The sequence below is a fragment of the Enterococcus sp. genome (assembly GCF_032555305.1).
Taxonomy (GTDB): domain Bacteria; phylum Bacillota; class Bacilli; order Lactobacillales; family Enterococcaceae; genus Enterococcus_A.
Genome location: NZ_JAWGOQ010000013.1, coordinates 78062 through 101946, shown reverse-complemented (window position 1 = coordinate 101946; position 23885 = coordinate 78062). Strand labels below are relative to the sequence as shown.

The 23885-nt window shown below is 39.1% G+C and carries 23 protein-coding genes; 17 read left to right on the top strand and 6 right to left on the bottom strand.

Annotation, left to right across the window (positions count from 1 at the left end; genetic code table 11):
• The first annotated feature begins 19 nt into the window (after positions 1 to 19).
• The 9 genes from E6139_RS11370 to E6139_RS11330 all read left to right on the top strand — a co-directional run bounded on the left by E6139_RS11370 (position 20) and on the right by E6139_RS11330 (position 5855).
• Positions 20 to 1363: a glycoside hydrolase family 172 protein gene (locus E6139_RS11370; protein ID WP_316403190.1), complete on the top strand. Its 1344-nt coding sequence runs from the start codon at positions 20 to 22 to the stop codon at positions 1361 to 1363.
• A gap of 73 nt (positions 1364 to 1436) precedes the next feature.
• A complete protein-coding gene (locus E6139_RS11365) occupies positions 1437 to 2912 on the top strand; it encodes a glycoside hydrolase family 32 protein (RefSeq protein ID WP_316403189.1) in 1476 nt (491 codons plus the stop codon).
• Positions 2913 to 2916: 4 nt separating this feature from the next.
• Positions 2917 to 3777 carry a fructokinase ScrK gene (gene scrK, locus E6139_RS11360; protein ID WP_137440105.1) on the top strand — a complete coding sequence of 287 codons (861 nt, stop codon included), beginning with the start codon at positions 2917 to 2919 and terminating at the stop codon, positions 3775 to 3777.
• A 118-nt stretch (positions 3778 to 3895) separates the two neighbouring features.
• The gene (locus E6139_RS11355) at positions 3896 to 4069 is read left to right on the top strand and encodes a hypothetical protein (RefSeq protein WP_216409654.1); all 174 of its coding nucleotides are present in this window, start codon (positions 3896 to 3898) and stop codon (positions 4067 to 4069) included.
• 197 nt (positions 4070 to 4266) lie between these two features.
• Positions 4267 to 4587 (top strand): DUF960 family protein, encoded by a 321-nt coding sequence (locus tag E6139_RS11350; protein ID WP_316403188.1) that lies wholly within the window; start codon positions 4267 to 4269, stop codon positions 4585 to 4587.
• 61 nt (positions 4588 to 4648) lie between these two features.
• Entirely contained in the window at positions 4649 to 5131 is a 483-nt protein-coding gene (locus E6139_RS11345) for a JAB domain-containing protein (RefSeq protein WP_316403187.1), read from the top strand.
• A gap of 57 nt (positions 5132 to 5188) precedes the next feature.
• Positions 5189 to 5491 carry a 4'-phosphopantetheinyl transferase gene (locus tag E6139_RS11340; RefSeq protein ID WP_316403186.1) on the top strand — a complete coding sequence of 101 codons (303 nt, stop codon included), beginning with the start codon at positions 5189 to 5191 and terminating at the stop codon, positions 5489 to 5491.
• Positions 5484 to 5633, top strand: a complete 150-nt coding sequence (locus tag E6139_RS11335; protein WP_316403185.1) for a hypothetical protein — start codon at positions 5484 to 5486, stop codon at positions 5631 to 5633. The genes E6139_RS11340 and E6139_RS11335 overlap by 8 nt, the downstream gene beginning before the upstream one ends.
• Positions 5634 to 5678: 45 nt before the next feature.
• Positions 5679 to 5855 carry a hypothetical protein gene (locus tag E6139_RS11330; RefSeq protein ID WP_316403184.1) on the top strand — a complete coding sequence of 59 codons (177 nt, stop codon included), beginning with the start codon at positions 5679 to 5681 and terminating at the stop codon, positions 5853 to 5855.
• A gap of 8 nt (positions 5856 to 5863) precedes the next feature.
• Here E6139_RS11330 and E6139_RS11325 read toward each other — a convergent pair whose 3' ends face one another.
• Positions 5864 to 6217 (bottom strand): MerR family transcriptional regulator, encoded by a 354-nt coding sequence (locus tag E6139_RS11325; RefSeq protein ID WP_316403183.1) that lies wholly within the window; start codon positions 6215 to 6217, stop codon positions 5864 to 5866.
• Between the two features lie 90 nt (positions 6218 to 6307).
• Between E6139_RS11325 and E6139_RS11320 the strand changes: the two genes are divergently transcribed.
• The 3 genes from E6139_RS11320 (at position 6308) to E6139_RS11310 (ending at position 9344) form a co-directional block, all read left to right on the top strand.
• On the top strand, positions 6308 to 7147 hold the full coding sequence (locus E6139_RS11320) for a patatin-like phospholipase family protein (protein ID WP_316403182.1): 840 nt from the start codon (positions 6308 to 6310) through the stop codon (positions 7145 to 7147).
• A gap of 412 nt (positions 7148 to 7559) precedes the next feature.
• Positions 7560 to 8342: an SDR family NAD(P)-dependent oxidoreductase gene (locus E6139_RS11315; protein ID WP_316403181.1), complete on the top strand. Its 783-nt coding sequence runs from the start codon at positions 7560 to 7562 to the stop codon at positions 8340 to 8342.
• A gap of 12 nt (positions 8343 to 8354) precedes the next feature.
• Complete coding sequence (locus tag E6139_RS11310) at positions 8355 to 9344, top strand: AraC family transcriptional regulator (protein WP_316403180.1); 990 nt, start codon at positions 8355 to 8357, stop codon at positions 9342 to 9344.
• 252 nt (positions 9345 to 9596) lie between these two features.
• On the opposite strand, the gene E6139_RS11305 is transcribed toward E6139_RS11310, so the two are convergent.
• Positions 9597 to 10478 carry a LysR family transcriptional regulator gene (locus E6139_RS11305; RefSeq protein WP_316403179.1) on the bottom strand — a complete coding sequence of 294 codons (882 nt, stop codon included), beginning with the start codon at positions 10476 to 10478 and terminating at the stop codon, positions 9597 to 9599.
• 132 nt (positions 10479 to 10610) lie between these two features.
• On the opposite strand from E6139_RS11305, the gene E6139_RS11300 reads away from it, so the two are divergent.
• Positions 10611 to 11093, top strand: coding sequence for a GNAT family N-acetyltransferase (locus E6139_RS11300; RefSeq protein ID WP_316403178.1), 483 nt, complete (start codon positions 10611 to 10613; stop codon positions 11091 to 11093).
• Between the two features lie 186 nt (positions 11094 to 11279).
• On the opposite strand, the gene E6139_RS11295 is transcribed toward E6139_RS11300, so the two are convergent.
• The 3 genes from E6139_RS11295 to E6139_RS11285 form a co-directional block, all read right to left on the bottom strand.
• Positions 11280 to 11957 carry a hypothetical protein gene (locus tag E6139_RS11295; RefSeq protein WP_316403177.1) on the bottom strand — a complete coding sequence of 226 codons (678 nt, stop codon included), beginning with the start codon at positions 11955 to 11957 and terminating at the stop codon, positions 11280 to 11282.
• A gap of 61 nt (positions 11958 to 12018) precedes the next feature.
• Entirely contained in the window at positions 12019 to 12402 is a 384-nt protein-coding gene (locus E6139_RS11290; protein ID WP_316403176.1) for a hypothetical protein, read from the bottom strand.
• A 668-nt stretch (positions 12403 to 13070) separates the two neighbouring features.
• Positions 13071 to 13523: a DUF2188 domain-containing protein gene (locus tag E6139_RS11285; RefSeq protein ID WP_316403175.1), complete on the bottom strand. Its 453-nt coding sequence runs from the start codon at positions 13521 to 13523 to the stop codon at positions 13071 to 13073.
• Between the two features lie 181 nt (positions 13524 to 13704).
• Here E6139_RS11285 and E6139_RS11280 point away from each other — a divergent pair, with 181 nt between their 5' ends.
• Positions 13705 to 14214, top strand: a complete 510-nt coding sequence (locus tag E6139_RS11280; protein WP_316403174.1) for a GNAT family N-acetyltransferase — start codon at positions 13705 to 13707, stop codon at positions 14212 to 14214.
• Between the two features lie 11 nt (positions 14215 to 14225).
• Here E6139_RS11280 and E6139_RS11275 read toward each other — a convergent pair whose 3' ends face one another.
• Positions 14226 to 14393 (bottom strand): hypothetical protein, encoded by a 168-nt coding sequence (locus E6139_RS11275; protein ID WP_316403173.1) that lies wholly within the window; start codon positions 14391 to 14393, stop codon positions 14226 to 14228.
• A gap of 172 nt (positions 14394 to 14565) precedes the next feature.
• Here E6139_RS11275 and E6139_RS11270 point away from each other — a divergent pair, with 172 nt between their 5' ends.
• The 3 genes from E6139_RS11270 to E6139_RS11260 all read left to right on the top strand — a co-directional run bounded on the left by E6139_RS11270 (position 14566) and on the right by E6139_RS11260 (position 23874).
• Entirely contained in the window at positions 14566 to 15708 is a 1143-nt protein-coding gene (locus E6139_RS11270; RefSeq protein ID WP_316403172.1) for a glycerate kinase, read from the top strand.
• Positions 15709 to 16164: 456 nt separating this feature from the next.
• Positions 16165 to 16884, top strand: a complete 720-nt coding sequence (locus E6139_RS11265) for a helix-turn-helix domain-containing protein (protein ID WP_316403171.1) — start codon at positions 16165 to 16167, stop codon at positions 16882 to 16884.
• Positions 16885 to 16971: 87 nt separating this feature from the next.
• A complete protein-coding gene (locus E6139_RS11260; protein ID WP_316403170.1) occupies positions 16972 to 23874 on the top strand; it encodes a VaFE repeat-containing surface-anchored protein in 6903 nt (2300 codons plus the stop codon).
• Positions 23875 to 23885: the final 11 nt, after the last annotated feature.

Here is a 23885-nt window from a genome sequence, read left to right as displayed (position 1 = left end):
ACTAAGTGAGGAATTTATGATGAACAATTATTCAAATGGAAACATGCAGGCTTTAACAAAAACAGCGGAGGCACGATCTGCAAGAGTCTCTAGTTACGATCACAGTGGCAAAAATCAAGACTATTGGATGATTCCTCCAGGTGAATCTATTACCTTAGGGGAAATCGATGGTCCAGGATGTATTACTCACATTTGGATGACCTCTTTTTGCAGAAAAATTATGGGCCCGAGTATTGTTGATCCTGTTTTAGGAAGTAATGTTGCTCCAGCAAATGAGATCCATAATGCTTTAGGAATTACTTGGGAGGAACAAGACCCATTTTACTATCGAAAAGCCTTAATCAAAATTACTTGGGATGATCAAGATACTCCAAGTGTTTTAGCACCATTAGGTGATTTCTTCTGTGTAGGACATTCATTGCCAGGTAATTTTGAATCCATGCCTTTTAATGTATCTGTAAAACCTGAAGAGGCTGGAAAATTTGGAGCTCCATGTGCTTTGAATTGCTTTTTCCCTATGCCATTTAATAAAAAAGCGAAAATCGAAATTATTAATGAAAATGAATTGCCATTTGCTTTGTATTTTTATGTTGATTATGAGTTGTATAAAGAAGAGCTTCCAGAAGATACAGTTTATTTTCATGCTAATTGGAAAAGAAATAATCCGAATAATGGCTGGGGAAATGGGCTGCAAACCAATAGTCCCGACGTTCAGGCTATTAGTAATTTATCTGGTGAAGATAATTATGTTTTATTGGAAACAGAAGGGAAAGGCCATTATGTAGGGTGTAACTTATCAGTCAACCATTTCCAAGGTAGCTGGTGGGGTGAAGGTGATGACATGATTTTTATTGATGGGGAGGAAATGCCAAGTATTAATGGAACAGGTACAGAAGATTATTTTAGTTTTGCTTGGGGAATGCAGAAGAATCACTTTCTATATAATGGAACGATTATTCATGAAGGAGATATGCCTGGCTATACGGTTGCCTATAGATTCCACATTGCTGATCCAATCCATTTTTCAGAAAAAATAAAAGTAACTATTGAACATGGTCATGCGAATCATTTATCAGATGACTGGTCTTCTACAGCCTATTGGTATCAAACTATTCCATCACCGACTCTAGATATTTTGCCAGTAGAAGAGCGACTTCCGATTGTTGCAACATTATCAAAACCAGTACAGAAAGAGACTCCAGCATTAACAGTTGAACAAGAACAAGCTTTTGTCGATGCAAAAACGCGAGAAGACTATTATCGGTCAGAAAAAGAAAAACAAATGAAGCTAAAATATAAAAAGACCCACCAAGCGATGAAGGAGAATTTAGAGGATATTCAACGGGTTAAAAATACACTATAAATAATGAAAGTTTGATAGTTGCTATTTTTGTAGCTATCAAACTTTTTTAGAAACGCAACGAAAGGATGACAGGATGAAAAACGAAAAAACATTAAATCATGAAAATGAGTTAAAAAAAGCAAATGACTATATTAAAGAGAACGGAGCAAGTGTACAGGAAAAAAAATCTAGATTGAAAATGCACTTTATGACACCGCTAGGTTGGATGAATGATCCGAATGGTTTAGTTTTCCATCAAGGTGAATATCATTTGTTTTTCCAATTTTATCCTTATGATGTTGAGTGGGGACCGATGCATTGGGGGCATTCTAAAAGTAGCGATGGAATTAAATGGGAATACCTTCCTGTTGCTCTTGCTCCATCAGAAGAATACGACTATTCCAGTGTTGAACAAGGGCATGGTTGTTTTTCAGGTAGTGCGATTTCGGTAGAGGATCAACTAGTCTTAATGTATACAGGAAATGTTGATGGTAGAACGCCGCGTCAAACGCAGAATATTGCTTTTTCAAAAGATGGAAGAAGTTTTTCAAAATCTTCAAATAATCCAGTGATCTCTACATTTCCAAATGAAGCTACCGAAGACTTTCGCGATCCTAAGATATGGAAAAAGGATGAGATGTATTATGCCATCATAGGGACAAAGAAGGATGGGAAAGGAAAGGCGGCAATCTATAGCTCCAAAGATTTGAAGGATTGGGAGTATCGCGGCATCGCGGCTGAAAGTAATGGACAACAAGGTGATATGTGGGAGTGCCCAGATCTATTTACACTTGATGAACAAGATATTTTGATTATATCTCCGATGTTTGGAACTAAAAACAGTAGTCCGTATTACTTATTGGGGAATTTTGATTACGATACATGTAAATTTGAACAAAAAGATTTCTTCACTTTAGACTATGGCAAGGATTTTTATGCACCACAAACATTTACTGATGGAAAAAACAGAAGGATAATGATTGCTTGGATGAACATCTGGTTTGCTGAAATGCCTGAAAAGAATGATGGTTGGGCCGGAGCGATGACAATTGCACGGGAGTTAACAATTAAGAAGAACAAACTTTACCAATACCCAATCGTAGAATTGAACGATTATCGTATAGATTCAGAGCTTGTGGAAGATCTTCAAATAGATTCTAAATCAAGTTTCAATACTTCACTAACGAGCGCTTCGGACATATTACTTACCATCGATATGGAAAAATCCAAGGCAGAAGTCTTTGACATTTTTGTAAAATGTTCAAAAGACATGAAAGAAAAAACAAGGATTCATTTTGACTTGAAGCAGATGACGGTTTTAGTAGATAGAGAGCTTTCAGGAGTAGGGAACAAAGATAATTCTGTCGCTCCATTAAGTGTGAATGATGGAAAGCTTCTTGTTCGTCTGATTCTGGATACAAATGCGCTAGAACTATTTATTAATGAAGGGGAATATGTCGTTACAAACCGAGTATATCCAACAAATAGCGATGAACTATTTGTTATCAAATCAGAAGATTTATTAGTCATAGAGCAACTAGAAAATTATTCACTCAAAATGGAGGGATAAAAATATGGTTTTTGGTGCAATTGAAGCAGGTGGGACAAAGTTTGTTTGTGCTATTGGAGATAAAAATCTAAACATTGAAAACCGAGCTAGTTTTCCTACAACTACTCCTGAAGAAACGATGAATCTGGTAATCGCCTTTTTTAATGATTATCAAACAGAACTTGAGAGTATCGGTGTTGGCTCTTTTGGGCCAATTGATGTTCAACAAGATTCGTCAACCTATGGCTATATCACCTCTACTCCCAAATCTGGTTGGCAAGATTTTGATTTTGTAGGGAGTTTGAAGAAACACTTTGATGTTCCTATTGCTTGGACTACAGACGTAAATGCTGCAGCATATGGGGAGTATGTTTGCGGAGAAGGGCGAGGAAAAAATAGTGTTGTGTATTATACTATTGGAACTGGTATTGGTGGAGGAGCAATTCAAAAAGGAGAATTTATCGAGGGCTTTAGTCACCCTGAAATGGGGCATATGCTTGTAGTTCCACACGACGAAGATTCTTTCCAAGGAAATTGTCCATTTCACAAAAATTGTTTAGAAGGAATGGCGGCGGGTCCAGCAATTGAAGCAAGAACAGGTCGAAAAGGGCAGGATATTTCTGAGACTGATGCTGTTTGGGAAAGCGAGGCTTTTTACATTGCCCAATGCGTCTACAATACTACACTGATACTCTCTCCTGATGTAATCATATTAGGTGGTGGTGTGATGCAGCAATCTCATATGGTAGAACGAGTTCGTGTAGCCTTTCATTCATTAATGAAGAACTATGTAAGAACTCCAGAAATGAAAAATTATATTGTAACCCCTTTTCTGAAAAACAATGCTGGAGTCATTGGCTGTCTAGCATTAGCAAAAAAAATTTGAAAACTGATTGAGAAATAGACTGTCTATGTGGAATTTAATTGTCACAATACATCCTTTTTCATAATAATTTTGACAGATATATATAGGTAGCCCACTTGTTTAAAACGGAGAGGGAAGAATGAAAAAAAAGGAGAACAGAAAATCTATTGGATTGATTGGAAAAATCTTTAATGATGAAAGAATAATGAACTATTTTAAGAGTATAGGAGAAATTGAAAAAGACCTATTCATTACAAAAGCTTTAATAAACAAACAGGATATAACTAAATGGAATCACAGAGTTACTAAATAATTATTCGTTTTTAATTGTTGAATGTAACAAGGATACCCACCTCACCACAATGATATTTGGAAAGCCAAAAAAATGAAAAAGACAATTATTCATTTTTGATAGAATCAACTAATTTTTCAAATATATATTATTACTATGAAGCCTAATCACCTTAATCGGTGATTGGGCTATTTTTGTGTCTAAAGGAGGATCAAGCAATGTTCGATACACAAGAAAGACGCTATGTCACGAGAGGCGTGAATGAACAAGTACCAAAGGAGATGCAGCAACGTTGTTTTCAATTGATTGATGAGAAGGTGAAACAAGCGGATGTTCAGTTAGATTACCTACAGATATTCGAGTTCAATCGAGATGATCAGAGGGGAACGATCACGATTATCCATCGGCAAGAGGAACCATTCTTTATTGAGTATCATGAATGTCGAATAACGGATGCTTTAACAAGTTTCCAAATAAAAAAGCTATGGGTGATTGATGATCATACCCATCAGACGATGTTGTTACCGGAAGAGTATTGATTGCACATAGTAAGTACAAGAGTAAGAAATTTCAAAGAATATTAGAAAGAAGGTCTTGACAATGAAAAACCAACAAGTGAAATCTGAGCCAAAAAAACGTGTAAATATCGTCTCTTTACAATTAGTAAAGGAATCATCCGTACTGTATGCAGGAAGAAAATGCAATAGTCCACAAGCGTTGTATCAGTTATTTTCTCCCTTTATAGAGCACAAAGATAGGGAATTTTTAGTGATGGCGGGGCTTTCTCAAAAGTTAGAACCGACGATTATCCAGACGATTCACATTGGTACCATTAATCAATCGTTAGCTTATCCAAGAGACATTTTAAAAGCAGCATTGTTATCTAATAGCGTGTCAATTTGTATCGCACATAATCACCCTTCAGGAGACGTTACCGCTTCACTCGCAGATATTCAACTAACCGCTCGTTTAGAAAAAGCTGCTAAGTTATTACAGATCAAATTACAAGATCATATCATCATTGGTTCAGGTGGAGAGTACTTATCGATGAGAGCCGAAGGACATATTAAGGATGACGAATAACCCTAATGACGCTTGCTGGTCATTAGGGTTTTCTTTTTGCAGAGAGGACGGATCGAAATGTTACATCAAGCAATCAACATACTAAAAGAACAAACGGGGATTGAAACAACTGAAAAAGATTGGGGATTTGAATCGGTTACCGCTGAACGTGAAGAACTAGACCCAGCAATTATTCAGATAAGCAACACAAAATTACTAGCATTAGTTATGACTCATTTGTTCGTATACGTGGATCAGGAATCCGGCAAGGATTACGTGGTGTACTTCCTGACGGATATTCACAGTGAGCACGAATTTACTCGTGGGTTATTAATAGAAGGAAAGCTTCAATGGTATTCAAATGGTGAGGCCTATGATTAGTCCTGAAATATGGAAAACGATTGCTGAATGCCTACAGGACATCCTATTGGCACTAGAGAAAAATGAAAGGATTGGTGACAACGATGAAGTGGTTCAGGTTGATCGCGAAGATTGTAACAGCGGTACTTGTGACATTGATTAACGCGCAAATTATTTAATAAAGATAACAATAGAGAGGATGAACACAATGATCGAGAAGAAATTGGAGATCGTAAAAACGGAAATTTGGCGAGACTCAGAAACACGTACCCATCGATATGTCTTTAGGCGAGAATGGGAATCCGCGAAAAAGGATGAAAAGACCGGACCATTGGCAGTCGTGATAACCATTCGCCCAAGTGATGTTGAGCCGTATCATAAATAGGGATATTTTTATAGCTTCTCCATTTTATGAGCGAGCATTTTTTGCAATATTTTTTCTGATGCTTCTAGATCGGCTATCTTTTTTCTAACTTCGTCTATTTTCTGTTTCAACAATTGAATGTTTTCTTCGGTTGTCGGAGAGCTTCCAAAGGTATCGCTTATTTGAAGAAGTTCAGAAATTGAAAAACCATTTTCAAGTAGTTTAGAAATAAATTGTAGATGAGGAACGACAGATGTTGAGTAGTTACGATACCCATTGTCTTCACGAATAAAATAATCGTCATGAATTAGTCCTACTCGTTCGTAATAACGGATAGTAGAGATTGGCAAATGGGTCGCTTTTGAAACCTCACTGATTTTCATAATTTTTAATCCTTCCATCTTGCTATGAAGTATAGTTCATAGTTTATAGTAAGTTCGTTGAAAAGACAAAATTATCAGGAGGTACTGATTATGGATCAATCATTGGGAATTGTACTTGGAGGTGGAGGAATCACGGGACTCGTCTGGGAAACTGGAATACTTGCTGGTCTGCTCAATCAGGGAATTGACTTGAGCCGTGCGCACAAAATATTAGGTACTTCGGCTGGCTCATTTGTGGGAGCTACTTTGGCGAATCATTACGATATGAAGGATTATCTCGATAGGGTGAGTGACTCTTCTAAAATGAAAGAATTTGCTGAAGTAAGTCCAGAAGTCTATCAACTTTGGACAGAAGCTTTTATGGTTGGCGGAAGCAACAAAGAAACAGTAGGGCAAAAAATGGGAGAGATCATTTATACCCATCCATCTAAGGTAAGTCGAGAGAAACGAATGGAAATCGTTCGCAATAGATTAGTTCGCTTAGAGTGGCCACAAAATTTATTTATTAGTGCAGTGGATGCTAAAACCGGAAAATTACATATTTTTGACTGTAATAGTGGTATTTCTCTGATTGAAGCAGTATCTGCCAGTGGAGCTGTCCCAGGTGTGTGGCCTCATATGTCTTTTTTCGGAAGTGACTGGATTGATGGCGGTATGGTTTCACCGACAAATGCTGAATACATGGTCGGCTGTGATACCATTCTTTTACTTGCTCCACTGAATAAAAAATACGGACTGATTCCAAGTGTTCGCGATGAAGCTGAAAAATTGTCGGAGCATTCAAGGGTCATTTTAGTAGAACCAGATGAACAAAGCAATGAGGCTATTGGTACAAATATCTATGATTCCTCGAACGTTTTGCAGATCGGTCAAGCTGCTTTCAAACAAGGGGTTGGACTGGCCGCTTCTTTCGATGAAGCGGGTGTTTAAAATGGCCTAATAAAAGAAATGTAGAATTCAGGATATGATATTGATGTGTACTGTAAAATCAAATCAGTAGGGTAGTCGCTATCTTAGTAACTTCAATTTGAAATATATATTATTATTATTATGAAGCCTAATTATCTTAATCGATGATTGGGCTATTTTTGTGTCTAAAGGAGGATAGACCAATGTTCGATACAAAAGAAAATCGCTACATCACAAGGAGAGTGAATGAACAAGTACCAAAGGAAATGTAGCTACGTTGTTTTCAATTGATTGATGAAAAGGTGAAACAATCAACTATTTCAAGTAGGCGTCATTTGATGTTTATCTGGCGTTCATTGATGTTCAACCTCTTAAGGATTCTCGCTATACTTACCTCATCAGTTAAGCAAAAAGAAAATTGGAGGAATTTAAAATGACAAATACAGCGTTAATTACAGGTGCAACAGGTGGATTAGGGAATGAGTTTGTAAAGCTATTTGCCGCAAATGGAAATAATTTAGTTTTGGTTGGTCGTAATGCTAAAAAGCTTGCCAAATTAAAAAGAAAAGTCGAAAATGACTATTTAATCAAGGCAGAAACAATCGCTGTTGATTTTTCAGAAGAAACAGCGGCAGAACAAATTTATGAACAGGTAAAAAAATTAGGTATTCAAATTGATTATCTTATTAATAATGCTGGATTAGGTGGTCAAGGATCATTTATCGAGCGGACAATGGAACAGGATGTTTCCATGATGAATGTTAATATGTTAGTACCAACCAAACTGATGAAGCTATTTATTCCTGATTTTGTAAAACAGGGCTCCGGAAAAATTCTCAATGTTTCATCATCTGCTGCATTAATCCCAGGACCTTTGCAAGCAGAATATTATGCGACGAAAGCTTATGTGACTTCATTAAGTAATGCCATTGCTTATGAAGTGAAAGATACAGGTGTGACAATAACTACATTAATGCCGGGAGCAATTGATACTGGATTTGCTCAGGCAGGTGGTTTAACTGAAACTAAAATGTTTGCCAACGGTGCTAGCCCTGTTGCTGTAGCTAATGCTGGCTACAAAGCTATGTTAGCAGGAAAACTAAATGTATTTGCCGGACTCTCTCCAGTACAACGGCCATTTGTCGGCTTGATGCCGCTAATGCCTAAGAAAGCAATTATGGGCTTTGTTGCAAATCAACAATCAAATCCAAGTTAAGGATGAAAAAGTATGAAAAAATTTATTGTAAACGGACAGTATAACCAATTATTAATGCAGAATCACTTTGATGTTAGAAAGGTATTAAGAGCAGCAAGGTTACCAGAAAATCTATTTACTCGTGAACAGATTAGACTTGATGAACCAGAATACTATGCGTTAATGAATGCTATTGACAGTCAAGCGCCAGACAAACAAACGTTGATTAATCTTGCTACCTATGATGGCATTGAAACCTTTTCGGCACCGATTCTAGCGGCATATTGTAGTGAGAATGGCCTTAAATGTATTGAGCGCTTAAGTCATTACAAACAATTGATTGGACCGATTTTGTATCAAATTTCGTCAGAAAACAAAGAGGTAACAGTTACATTACGGTCACTAAATGATTTACAGATTGATTCTAAATTTTTTCTTGCTAGTGAGTTTATCTTTCTGATTAATTTACTATCTAAGGCAACGGAACAAAAGATTCAACCATTGAGAATTACCTCAACTTTTACCAATTTTGATCCGTCTTATCTTGAGCAACTGGGCGTCGAACCAATTAGTTCAGAAACGAATAGCATTGTTTTTAAAGAAGAAGATTTAGAACTGCCATTTTTAACAGATAATGTCGGGCTACGGGAATATTTAACCCCAGAATTAAATCGACGTTTATCTGAACTAGACGTTGATGAATCTTTTGGTGCTCAAGTTCGTAGCGCATTGGTTGATTTATTACCAGCTGGGGAAAGTTCAATTGATGATGTCGCTCGCAAATTGAGTATTAGCAAACGCACGTTACAGCGAAAATTAAAAGAAGAACAAACAAGCTTTCAAAAACAAATTAATAGCGTTCGGGAAATGCTTGCTAAAAGTTACTTGACGAACACGTCGTTGTCTTCTGATGAAATTGCTTATCTTTTGGGATACTTAGAAGTGAATTCTTTCTTAAGGGCTTTTTCGATCTGGACGGGTATGAGTGTCACTGATTTTCGCAAGAAGAGTTTGGAGAGCTAGATGTACCATTAGAGCTTTGAAAGAACGTGTTCCATATTAAAATCAATTCCCAGCTGAAGCTTTCTCAAAAAAATTGAAAAGTAAGCAACAACTCCAAACAGCTTAATCCTGAGATATCAGTGACAAAGCCTGCCTCTTTGACATGGGCGCGTTGCAATATATTCTGAATATGATTTCGACGCTGGATAGGTTCGTTGATGTTGGGTTTCCCAGTCTGAATCATCGAGAGGGACTCTCGAATTTCTCGACTTTTCAAATCCCATCCTCAATCAGTGACAGGAAGCATTTTAACTCTGGCGAAAGCCACTTATTTTTATGATGGATGTGGACGGCTTTCAAACTAGGCGTACTTGTTTCAAAGGGAATTTCCTTCAGAGTCCCCTTGTCTAATTCATCCTCCACAGTAAAGCGCGGTAAAAACGCGATTCCTAAATTACTCAACACACTGCGCTTTAACGCCTCGATGCTGCCGACTTCCATTAAGCCGTTAAAGCTTATTTCCTTTTGATTCAAATGCTGGTCGAGTATTTTTTGGTAAACGCTTTGTCTATCGTCGGTTAGTAGGCACAGGTTGATTTTTTGCTTCGGCTTTTCAAAATCATAGTCTTGTAAATCGATTTTTGGATTTCCGATCAGGACGAGGGGAAACTCACCCAATGCTTCAGAGACGATACTTTGACTGTAGCCTCCAACATTATAATGGATTCCTAATTCAATAGAGCCATCTTCTACTTTGTCTCGTATTTCATAGCAATTCAAATATTGCAGCGATAGGGTAACATCAGGTGCCATCACACGAAACTTTTCTAAAAAAGGTTGAATGCGATAGGTCAGGATCGTTTCTGGGACTGCGATTTGTAGGCTGCTGCTTAAGCTCTTACCGTTATGCTGATAGTTCTTCATAAAATCGGCTGAGTTAAGGATGGATTCAATTGAAGGAAGTAAATCTTTCCCTGCCTGTGACAATTTCATTCTACGGCCAACTTTTTCAAAAAGTTGAACAGATAGTTCTTCCTCCAGCTGTTGTATTTGTGAAGTAACGGTTGATTGAGCGTAATTCAGTTTCTGGGCGGCCTTCTTGAAATTTCCCTGCTCTAGGATCGTTTTAAAGGTTACTAAGTGTTTTGTATCCATTAAGAACTCCTTTATAGTTCGGTATTTACGAATTATCAATTCAAATGTTTCGTCTTTATCGAATCGGATGTTTGAGTTAGTATAAGTTACACGGAATTACCTGTCAATCCCGTAACTGATGGAGGAAACTAAATGAAAATCATACCTTATGAAAATAAATACAAAAACCAAGTAATCGCACTGATCCTATACCTGCAAAATTTTGATAACAAAGTTGATCTGTCATTGCATGAGCAGCCTGATATGGATGATATTGAAAACTATTATATGAAAAAGGGTGGCGGCTTTTGGTTAGCTATAAATTCTTCCGATGATATTGTCGGGACATTAGGTCTAATGAAAAAGAATCAACACTTTGGTATATTAAAGAAGTTTTTCGTAAATCCAGATTATCGTGGAAGAGAGATGGGTGTCTCTTCAAAGCTTTATGATTGTTTGCTTACCCATGCGAAACAGCACGGTATAGATTGCATCGTTTTAGATACACCAGCCAAATGCACACGGGCCCATAGTTTTTACAAAAGGCATGGCTACCAGCAAATAGAACATAGTGATTTACCGATTGAGTATGATTATCCTGATAGAGATTCCTATTTTTTTGTTACGCACATTTGAAGCTGGGAATAACGACATCATGTAGAAATAAATTGTGAAACCAAAGGAGTTTTCGGGCTTAGTTTTTTTCACTGATGACTCATTTAGCGTGTCCGGACCACGTCCAAATGAAACCAGCAATCTCATTTATCTTCTTCCTATCATTCTATTATTTAGTTGTGAAGGATCGATTAGTACTATGAAAATCTATTCTCGTCGCGGGATTTCTGGCCCGTCTTTATTGCGTTTCCTTATTCTGTTGATCCAACGAAGCAGCCCGTTGTGTTCGGCTGTTTTTTTATTTTCAGGCTGAATCGGCGGCTGATCTGGATCAGTAGGGTATTTTTTAGCTATATCAATGAGTTGTTCTGGCTGGTTGGCGCTTTTTACTTGTGGGAAAGCTTCTTTTTTCGGTTTCATGAATGCGTTCATATTTGGCATAGTTGTAAGTTTAAAAAATTGGTATCCATGTGGTCGCTTAAATGAGTCATTTGCTAAAGGCAGAAAAGGTGTCAATTTTGTTTGTTTTTCTTTGCTTGGAATCATCGTATCTGATTCTACCTGCTCCTCTGCTACTTCAATATTTTGAACCGCTTCACAGCGTTGTTCTTCGACAGGTTTTTCCACCTTTTCGCCATAATAATTGACGTCTCTTGTTTCATGCTCTGGATCAAATATCAAGGTTTCCTTGTAGATCACGACCTTTGCCGTCACTACAGAATCAAATAGTTTTACGCCGTTTTCTGTACAAATATCCAGGTTCGTTAGTAGTTCGCAAGCTTCTTTGATCTCTGGTGCGGACAGCTTAGGGTCGAGCCCTTTATATTTCCAGTCATGTGTCCCGCCATCACTTTTACCAAATGTAGTAATTAAATCCTGGGTCATAGCTCTGTGTCCTTTCTTTGATTAATATTTTGCGTAGATTATTCGTTAACATTCAGTTTTTTCAAGGTTCATTCGTTTCTTCGGGATGGCCAAATGAAAGTAGGGAACGGACGGTTGACATGATTGTTTCACCGAAGCTTCTTTTTGGAAAAACTTTTGAACTCAACGTTTTCCATTCAGGAGCCATGAAGTAGTCTTCAAAATAATGAAAGAGGCGCTTCATGGAGCGAGTTGCTTTGGTATTCATGAACAGGTCGCGGACAAGATCCTTTAGAAAATGCTTAAACTCCGCCGCTCCCAGCTGATTACGTGCCTTGATTGCTAGGATGTATTGAATCGTGATATTGCTGTTTTGGGTTTCATCATAGAAATTCGTGATTCTGCGTTCGAGTGTTTTTGGTTTTAGATTGAATAGCTGTCTGAACGATAGTGGTTGTACATACATAATTTTCATCCCTTCTTTTGCTAAGTTGAGGAGGGCAGCAGCGCTACTGCCGCTCCTCAACAATGAGTGTTTCAAAAAATGATAGTTTCGCTATAACGCGTGCTTTTAGATAGTGGATCCGTCTTTGCAGCAAAGCTTGTTGCCTTTCATTTTGAGTTTTAGTCCCGGCCGATGACTAAAGGATAATCAATTTCCAAAAAGAGTGCGAACCGCAATTTCGATTATTTTCCCCAAATTCGAGTGTTTAGGTCCTTGAAATGTTGAAAGACCGTTTTGATTTCTCGAATTTTTGGGGGGAGCACTCGAATTTGCTCTTTGACTTAGGAAACTAAAAAGTGGTAAATTTAAAAATTATCTTTCATTCCTGAACCGTTCATCTGGAATCTATTTTTAGTTTCGGCCGTTGAGTAAAAGATAAAGGATTTTTTTTAAAACATGTGAATCGTAATTTAACCCAATCCCCCCACAATTTGACTCTTTTCAGGGTGAAAAAGGGTGTTTTTGACCGAAAACAGGTCAAATTGAGGAGTTACGGGTAAAATTGCGATTTTACAAGAAAAGCAAAAGAGAGTATAGTTAATAATTTTGAAGCGTTTGCAAAGAACGATTAATCAGCAAAAAAAGATGGTAAGAAGTCGCACACTGCTTCTTCTTACCATCTTTCTTCATTATTCAGAATAATTAAAAGTATCCTGCAATTTTCCATCCTGTTTATAAATTTTCACCGTGGAGTTTTTATTCTTGGCGATTTCTTTCCCTCGTTCTACCGCCTGCTTCTTTTTGTCGAAAGTGTCGCTTGCTTGGCTGGCTTTTTCAGAAATGACGATCCATTGATCCTCTTGATATTTGACTTCAACATCCGCGTTCATCAGTTTTTTAGCGTTCTTGTCGTGTTCATGAGAATCATTTTTTTGAGGTGCTTTCGCTTTCTGAAAGTCCTTCTTTTCTTCGGCAGAAGCGTCATCGTACCATTTCTCAGCTTGACTGATAGCGATCGGGATCGCTCGTTCATCTGGATAGTCATCGTTTAATAGAGCGTTGCCGATATCAATGGCTTTTTTCCGAATCAGTGGATCCAGGTTTTTCATTGAGGCTGGGTAATCATTCATATTCCAAGGCATACATGTGTCCTCCTTCAATTCATTCTATCTCTACCATACTATGGATGTGTGTGAATCAAAATTGATTTGCTCAAGCTAGTCAATTGCGAAATCATTTTGAATAGTAGAAAATAGCGACAAAGATTTATTCGATTTTATCAAAGCTGTGGGAAATTTTTCTTTTATGAAGGAGTCATTCATTATGAAATTTAAAATCCAAACTAGACGAACTACGATTCGCGATTTTAAGCTAAATGACATCGATACATTTATGGAGTACCGGAACGACCTAGAGTGGATGCGTTATCAGGGGTTCAAAGGTATGACGAGAGAAAGCTACGAGAGAGAACTGTTGGGGAATCACTCTCTTGATGCTGGAAAACAGTACGCCATCACTGATACAGTAACGGGCCAGTTGATCGGGGATGTCTATCTGAAACGTGAACAAGAAATCTATTGGATCGGGTATACGGTTCACCCGCGCTTTCAGCAGCAGGGCTTTGGAAAAGAAGCTGTGATTGGGGTAATAGACTGGGCGAGGGAACAAGGTGGTACTTGTATAAAGGCTGCTGTCCTGCCAGAAAATACTGCTTCGATAAGGCTGCTGGAGTGTTTGAATTTTTCCTATCTTATTGAAGAAGCCGGTGAGCTAGTTTATGTATCTGATTTGCATTGCGAGGATACTACGCAAAAAAATGCGCGTCCTAGCTAGGATGCGCAATGCTAATCTTTTCGGATTTTTGAGACATGTTTACTGCGACCGCCGATCTTTGCGGCGAACTGATCACATTCTTGCTTGCTCTGGAATGACCAAAGCTTCTCAGGGTCTTTTTCACGGGTGCGCTGACCTTCTTTACCAATGTAACCATGTAGGACTTTGACAACATACATAAGATCACCTGCTTTTTTAAGTTTAGTAATAGTATACGGATCAAAAAAGCGAAAGCAATTTTTTTGCCTAATGATTAAGGGAATTTTATACCTGAGAATTTTCTATGAAGCTTGATTAGGCTCGCTAGTTTAAGAGATACTATTAGTATAAATTCATGACGAGGTGGAAATTTTGAGGAAGAAAAGGTTTGTGTTAGCACCGGATTCGTTTAAAGAAAGTATGAGTGCCAAAAAAGCCTGCGAAGCGATGGAACGGGGGATTCGCAAAGTACTGCCGGATGCGGAGGCGATCCATGTCCCGATGGCAGATGGAGGCGAAGGGACAGTCGATGCGTTGGTCGATGGTAGTGATGGGACAAGAATCGAAGTAGTCGTCTCTGGACCGATCCCAACGGAAAAAATAACGACCTATTACGGCTTATTAGCAGATAAAAAGACGGCTGTGATGGAGATGGCAAAAGCCAACGGCATCGAGCTGTTAACTGAGAATCAGCGTAATCCATTGCTTACTTCAACATACGGCACTGGGGAGATGATTAAGGCGGCTTTAGATCATGGAGCTGAGAGGATTATCATCGGCATCGGCGGCAGTGTAACAAATGATGGCGGGGCAGGAATGGCCCAAGCATTGGGCGTTCGATTGTTGGATGAGGAAAATAATGAACTTCCTGTAGGCGGGGGAGCATTGTCAAAATTGGCAACAATTGATGTCACCAATATCGATCCCCGCATCAAAAATACCGAAATCATCATCGCCAGTGATGTGACCAATCCCTTGACTGGACCAAATGGCGCATCTGTAGTTTTTGGACCACAGAAGGGTGCGACACCTGAGATGGTTGAAGAGCTGGATAAAAATCTTGTTCATTATGCGAAGGTCATAAAAAAAGAGTTAGCAATCAACATTGCTGATCAGCCTGGTGCTGGAGCAGCCGGGGGATTAGGAGCGGGACTTTTGGTTTTTGCTGGTGCTAGTATGCGATCAGGAGTTGAGTTAGTAATCGAGCTGACTCATCTAGAAGAAGTGATTTCCCAAGCGGATTATGTATTTACCGGAGAAGGAGGGATGGATTTTCAAACAAAATTCGGCAAAGCGCCTTATGGTGTGGCGAAGGTTGCAAAAAAATATCAGAAGCCTGTCTTTGCTTGTGCTGGCCATATTGGTGAAAACGTTGAGGTACTTTATGATGAAGGGATAACGGCTATTTTTGGGATTTTAGCTAAGTCCGGCTCATTAGACGAAGCGCTCAAATCAGGAGAAGCCAACTTGGAGCGAACAGTCGCAAACATCGTGCGTATTCTGGATATGGAGTAAAAGGTGCTGCCGCTAAGTAAATATAGAACCAAGGTATTCTCGGAAAGGGAATGCCTTTTTTTGTTTTCTACAGTCAAAAATTCTTTGTAGTAAAAAATATCACTTCCTACTAATTATTAAAATTTCTTCAATCAAAAAAAATTTCGTTGAAAAGACGATTAAGGTTTACGGCTTTTCTGTTATTTCTTTTTAAGGTATAGAATTTATAGCTGTAGCGCATGTTGCTTTTTTTACATTATTAGTTTTTAGATAGACTAATTAATAATAATTTAAAATGAAAATAATAGATAAAAGTAACTTTTGGATAATAATTTGATTTAAAATTAACTATATAATATAATTATTTTGTTAATATAATTTAAAATTTATGGGTTATTTGTTTGGTTTTTTTAATTTATTTGAAATGAAAATAAAAATGATTTGAATAAAAGGCGTCATAAAGAAAGGAAGAAAATAATGCAGTTATTGGTTTTAACAAAGGTTCCTTTGTATGAAGAAAATTTTGAAAATCAGCTAAAGCAACTGGGAAATGAGGTTTATTGCTCAAGCAATTTAATAGCATTGTTAAAAATGGGAACCTGCAACACACAGTTTTTATCTCAATTTGAGGGGATCATCTTCAGTGAAACACTGTTTGAAAAAGAAACTGAAGAGTTGATTCAACAATTGCCAAAGGGACGGTTCAAACTATTTCGCCGGGTCGTTGAAGCACGATGCGATGAGAGCTCGGAATCGGTTTTTGACGCATTAATCCCAGTAGATTCAAATTTAGAAAGGCTGAGAGAACTGTTGTTGATCGTCGAGATTTCTCGCCTAGCGCATCAAAAAGAGGAACAGGCCCAACAGCTTACCGTTAAGCAAAAATTATCAGATTTGAATCTGAAGCTAAAACAAAAGGAAATTGTCTATTATTTGATCCAATCGGGGGACCGAACTGTTTCAAGAGAAGAGATCAGCCGGCAAATTTGGGAAAAAGAGCCGAACGCTTCTGTGCTAGCAAGCTTATCCAAGGTTGTCTCCAAGATAAATGAAAAGCTGGAGCAGGAATTTGGACACGAGGCCATCCAAACACTTTGGGGGCAAGGCTATCGACTAAATAGGGATTTTTTTGATTATTTTGAAAATGATGTAGTGATGACAGAAAACGTGGCAGTTCAACCATGCGACACTTTGTAAAAACTTAGGGGAGGTGACGCTTAACGGGGAAGAAAAAGGTGGTATTACCGGCAAAAAAGGAGAGAAAAAGAAAGGGAGTGAATGGAAATGAAGACAAGAATTAGAAAGATTCTTGGTAAAATGACACGAATTACGGCAATTCTTTTTATGGTCGTGTCATCATTGGGGATCAATGGTTTATCTTTGATCGCAGAAGCGGGCTCCACCGCAAGTGAAGGAACCGGTTTCGGAGTAAATGCTTATGGTTATATGTATGGAGGCTCAACTCATAAAAATCGTTTTCGGACAGTATCTTACGCAACGGGGGGTTCGGAACCAAACGGTGCTAAGTTCATGTTCTGTACTGAAAATGGGAAGATGGTTAATGATGTAGGTTTTGGACCGGCTACTCAAGAGACAATTACTGATCCCATCGGTGCTTATTTAATGAACGAGTTAGTCAATAAGGATTATGGTGGTATTGGTAATCGCCATCTTAATCACGCAACTGTTTCATATTATGTACACAAATATTTAGAGACAGGCGGAGCTGGTTCTGCTACTGCTCAAAAGTTTAATGAGAGTGTTAGTGCTTTTAGGGGTGATGCACAATTAGAAAACGTGATAAAAAGCTTTGAAAAACACTACGCGGATGCCCAAAAATATGCCGGTCCCTATACAGCAACAGTAAAAATGACACAGGTTCCAGGCACAAAAACAGCAACAGCAAAATTGGTGATAAAATCAGCAAATGGAACAGATGTAAGCCAATGGTATGGCTCAGATATCAAGTTAACAATGACTGGTGGGCAATTTAAGAAAAACGGAGAATCGACTTCAGTTGGAAATATTACCATTAACAAAGCAACGGAGCTAGACAATTATACGTTAGTGCAAGGTCCTGCTGGTAATCCACTTTCTGTGACTGCAACGATCAACAATCTTCCAGGCACAAAATTGATTCGCTATAACTGGACAAACAGTCAAAATATGGTTGGTGCATATGTACCACTACAGGCTGCGCTAAAAGTCAGTGATGATTTAGAAATCAAACAAGAAAAATTCTCAATCAACGGAACAACGAAAACACCAACGGAACTTGAAGTAGGTGACCGTTTAACAGATGAATTGACTATTTCACTGAAAGAGGGCAAGTGGGCCGTTGATTCAAACACTGGACAAAACGTTCCGGTAAATCTAGAAGTTGATTGGTATTATTCAACGCAAGATTTTGGTAATACCAAATACAATGTAAACAATTTACCAGGAGGAGTCACTAAAGTCACGACAGACACGATGACGATCACTGGACCTGGAACTTATCAATTAAATTCAAAAAATCTAATCGATAAGCAAGGCTACTATTATCCCGTCCTGAAAATGGATCTTGATAAGCAAGGAACCAGCAAAGAATTTCTTAAAGAAGGCTTTCAAGCATCCTTCAATGACACAAACGAAAAAATCAAAGTCGTTGAAAAGTTTTCTTTGACTGGAACAACAAAAGCTAAAAGTCGTGTGAATGTTGGCGATACATTAACAGACACACTAACTATTCAATTAGAAGATTCGGAAATGAAGTGGCCGGATATTTTAGGAACGAATGATAAAGTTCCGGTAAAATTAGTCGTCGATTGGTATTATTCCGAAACAGATTATGGGAATACTCAAATTGATGTCGGCAGTTTGCCAGGGGACATCAGTTATTTGGGTAAAGATGAACTGACGATCACTAAAACTGGCGAACATGTAGTGAATTCACATCTGAAATCAACTAAAGCAGGCTTCTATTACCCGGTATTGAAGCTGGATCTGAATGATCAGGCCAATAAAGAACACTTCTACAATGGCTTCCAATGCAAATTCAATGAACAAGATGAGCAAACCCTCACTAAATGGAAACCAAAAGTCAAAACAGAAACTACTGTGGCGCAACTAAGTCCTGAAGGTGGAAAAGTCGCCGATAAATTGACTGTCACTGATAATAAAGGTGGACATGAAATTACTATCACCAGTAAATTGTTGGGACCATTCCTAACGAAACCAGATTTTATTAAAAATGGGAACAATCATGAAGGAGGAAGTCCACAGATTCCTGCTAACGCAAAAGTTGCTGGATCGGTAACGACGAAGATTCAAGGAAATGGCACCGTAACGACCCCAGAGATTCAAGTGACTGAAAAAGGTTGGTATGTCTGGGTTGAAGAAATTGCTGAAACAACTTATACCGAACCTTGGTACTCTGACTTCGGTAGTGCAGATGAATATGTAGTTGTTCCGTGGACACCGAATATTGAAACGACTGTTTCTGAATCGACTTCGGAAATAGAGTCGCAGGTTTATGATTCGATCACTGTCTTGGATCTTCCGGGATTATGGGGTCTGCCTACAGACGGAAAAGGCGACACGGATAAATGGGGACTTAAAAATCCTGAATTAGTCGGTAAAGATCGTGATCCAGATAAGGATGGTAACTATAATTTGCCAGATGGATTCGGAAAAGGTGAAGACAAGGCTATCGAAGCGACCTTCACAATGTACTACAGCCCAACAAAACCTCTTCGCGGCAGTGTACCAGCGAATGCAGAAGTATTTGATACGGTAAAAGCTCCATTACTTCAAGGAACATTGAGAACGACCGAGTTTAAACCATTTGATAAAGCGGGCTGGTACACGATCGTGGTATCCGGCGGATCAGATGAAGGCCGTTTAGCCAAATTCGAAACAGAGTATGGTGTTCCATCAGAAACGGTTCATGTACCGCAGGGATCGGAAGAAGAGTATTACACACAAGTAAATGAAGAGCACACATTTATTGGCAAACCTGTTTACGATACATTGCATGTCAATAAAGCATTGAAGAGCGATGATGCTGAAGTCACCTTTACCTTGTACAAATACAGTGACAAAGTAAATGATTTTGATTACTCAAATCCTAAAGAAATCGCGAAATCTTCTAAAGGCATGCCTATTAAGAAGTATGGCGAGTACAAGTCAAATGCGAAAGGCTACGGCTTAGAAGACTTACGCATCTCAGAACCGGGAACTTATGGCTGGGTAGCAAAAGTTGTTGATACGAAAACGGATAAAGTACTTTATGAGGGCAAACATGGTGATGTTGGGGAAGTCTTCAATGTTGAAAAATTAAATATTCATACGAAAGCTTCCAGCAACGATATCTATCTAGGCGAACCAATCTACGATACGATTATCCTAGAAAATACAGTACCTGATGGGTATTACGTGATTGTTGACCTGTACAAATTCTCGGATAAAGTCAACGACTTTGCTAATGCGGAAAGCGCAACGGACAAAGATATCGTTTGGACTTCTGAAAAGATCAAGGTGAGTGCTTCTGGTGAATACAAAACTGGAACGTTTACACCAAAAGAAATCGGTTCTTACGGTTATGTTGAAAAGCTCTACGATGACAAAGGCAACTTAGTTCATACAGGTAAAAAAGGTGAAAAAACGGAGAATGTGATTGTCCGACCTAAAATCGAAATCGGAACAAGTGCGAAAGATAAAGATACAGGCATCAATGAAGGAAATGCGGTAGACGGGAATAGTCAACCAAAAGAAGAAATTACGATCATCGATACTGTTTCTTATAAAGATTTAGTCGTTGGTCGTGAATACACGGTTAAAGGTGTCTTAATGGATAAGTCGACCGGACAAGCATTCGTCGGTTCAGATGGCAAAAAAGTTACTGCAGAAAGAACCTTTGAAGCGGAAACAGAAAATGGCACGATCGATTTAGAGTTTATCGTGAAGAAAACGGATATGCGCGGAAAAACGGTTGTTGTCTTTGAAAAACTTTATGAAGGCGAAAAAGAAGTAGCTGTTCATGAAGAAATCGATGACGAAGATCAGACCGTCAACTATCCTGAATTAGAAACCAATGCCAAAGATGGCGAAACGGGTACAAACGAAGGAAATGCGACGGATGAAGTAACGATTGTTGATAAAGTAACTTACAAGAATTTGATTATCGGTCGTGAATATACGGTTAACGGTACCTTGATGGATAAAGAAACGGGCTTACCATTCTTAACGAAGGAGGGCAACGAAGTTCATGCGGAGAAGAAATTCACTGCAGAAAAAGCGAACGGCAGTATTGAGCTGACATTCACCATCACTAAAGGCGATCTTGCAGGGAAGACAATTGTTGTCTTTGAAAAACTGTATAACAAAGACAAAGAAGTAGGCTCCCATACTGACATAGAAGACGATGACCAAACCGTTTACTATCCTAATGTCGGTACGAAAGCCGCTGAGTCAAGTATACACGGAGATAAGGTAGTTATCGAGGATATTGTTTCCTATGAGAACTTGATTCCTGGAAAACAATACAAAGTCGAAGGTGTCTTGATGGATAAAGAAACTGGCAAAGCTTTCTTAGTCGATAAGAAGGAAGTGACTGGTTCTGCAACCTTTAACGCATCTGGTACAGGGAATGGCACGGTCAAAGTGACGTTTACCTTTGATCGGAAAGCATTGAAGGACAACAAGGAATTGGTTGTCTTCGAACGTGTGTATGGTTCAACTGGAAAATTAGTCGGTACACACGAAGACATCGATGACGAAGACCAGACGGTGGAAGTCAAGCCAGAGGTCGAGATCAAAACGACCGCAAAAGATGAAGAAACTGAGATGAATGAAGGTCTTGCTAAAGAAGAAGTGAAGATCATCGATACGGTTTCTTACAAGAATTTGAATATCGGACAAGAATACACCGTCAAAGGAGTCTTGATGGATAAGGCGACTGGCAAACCATTCTTGACAAAAGATGGCAAAGAAGTTCATGCGGAACGTGATTTTGTCGCAGAAAAACAAAATGGTACCATTGAGTTAACATTTACTGTTACTAAAGGTGATCTAGCAGGTAAAACAGTGGTTGTCTTTGAAACATTGTATGTGGAAGACAAAGAAGTAGGCTCCCATACAGATATCAACGACAAAGAGCAATCCGTGAATTATCCAGAAGTCGGAACCAAAGCTTCCGAAACCAGCATCCATGGCGACACGGTCATCTTGAAAGATATTGTTTCTTACGACAATTTAATTCCAGGCAAGGAATACAAGGTGACTGGTACCTTGATGGACAAAGCAACCGGTGAGGCATTCAAGGTCGATGACAAGGAAATAACTGGTGAAGCTACCTTCACCGCGAACAAAAAAGGTTCAGGTACGGTCGAGGTAGAGTTTACGTTTGCTCGCAAAGCACTAGAAGATCCGAAGAATTTAGTTGTTTTCGAAAAATTGTATAACGTTGAAGGCAAACTCGTTGGGCTTCACGAAGACATTGAAGACAAAGATCAAACGGTGGAAGTTAAGCCAGAGGTAGAAGTGAAGACGGATGCCATTGATAAAGATACTGAGATGAACGAAGGCTTAGCCAACGAACGGGTAACGATCGTAGACAGAGTTTCCTACAAACATTTGATCGTGGGCAAGAACTACACGGTTAAGGGGACACTAATGGATAAAGCGACCGGCAAACCATTCTTGACACGAGAAGGTGACGAAGTTCATGCGGAGAAAACCTTCAAAGCAGAGCAATCTGATGGGACGATCAATCTAGAATTTTACATTAAACGCGGCGACCTAGCTGGTAAGACAGTGGTCGTGTTCGAAAAACTTTACCATGATGAAAAAGAAGTGGCTGTTCACACGGACATTGAAGATGAGGCGCAGACGGTGACTTATCCGAAAGTCGGCACGAAAGCTTCTGAAACGACTGGATCAACCGATAAAGAAGTGATTATCAAAGATATCGTTTCTTATGAAAACTTAGTTCCTGGCAAGGAATACACCGTGACTGGTACCTTAATGGACAAAGCAACCGGGAAACCGTTTAAAGCGGGTGACGACGAGGTTACAGGTAAGGCGACCTTTGTTGCCGCTGAATCTGGCAGTGGAACGGTGGAAGTAACCTTCCAATTTGATCGCAGTCATTTGACTGAAGAAACCGTACTTGTGGTCTTTGAGAAATTGTTCAATGCTGAAGGCAAGCTGGTTGGTTTGCATGAAGATATTGAAGATGAGGATCAAACAGTTCGGCAACCGCAAGTCTCAACGAAAGCCAAAGACAAAGAGACAGGAACCAATGAAGGATTTGCGGATGAAGATGTGACCGTAGTGGATGAAGTCAGCTATAAGAACTTAGAAATCGGCAAAGAGTATACAGTCAAAGGGGTCTTGATGGACAAAGCGACCAATAAACCATTCGTGACACGTGATGGCAATGAAGTTCATGCTGAGAAGACCTTCACGGCAACAAAACGTGATGGTACGATCGAATTGGAATTCAAGATCACGAAGGGTGATTTAGCTGGTAAAACAGTGGTCGTGTTCGAGACCTTGTACCAAGAAGAAAAAGAAGTAGCGGCCCATACGGATATTGAGGACAAAGAACAATCAGTTCATTATCCAAAAGTGAGGACACAAGCAGCGGAAGTCAGCAGTGATAGTGATGAAGATGTAGTGATCAAGGATATTGTTTTCTACGAAAATCTGATTCCAGGCGAAAGTTATACGGTTCGCGGAAAACTAATGATGAAAGATGCCAACGCACCATTCACTGTCATGGGACGTGAAGTCGAAAGTCAAGCGACCTTTGTAGCAAGCGATTCAGGAAGTGGAACGGTGGAAATGACCTTTACTTTCCGTCGCAGTCTATTGTCGAATGACTTAACACTAGTAGTCTTTGAAAAACTATTTGATGCGAAAGGAAATCTGATTGGTGCCCATGAAGACATCAACGATGAAGCACAAACAGTGACGATTAAGAAGACCAATCCTGAACTGCCTAAGACAAAAGGCGATACCTTTAATAATGCCGGTATCGGTACGTCTTATGGCGGTGGGAATTACGATTCTTCATACAGCAGCGGAGGCGGAGGTAGTCTGCCGCAAACTGGTGAACGAGTATTGAAGATCTTGCCATACCTTGGATTAGTGATCGTCATTCTGGCAGGTGCACTATACTTCTATCGGAAAAGACAGGTGTAATTCATAACAAA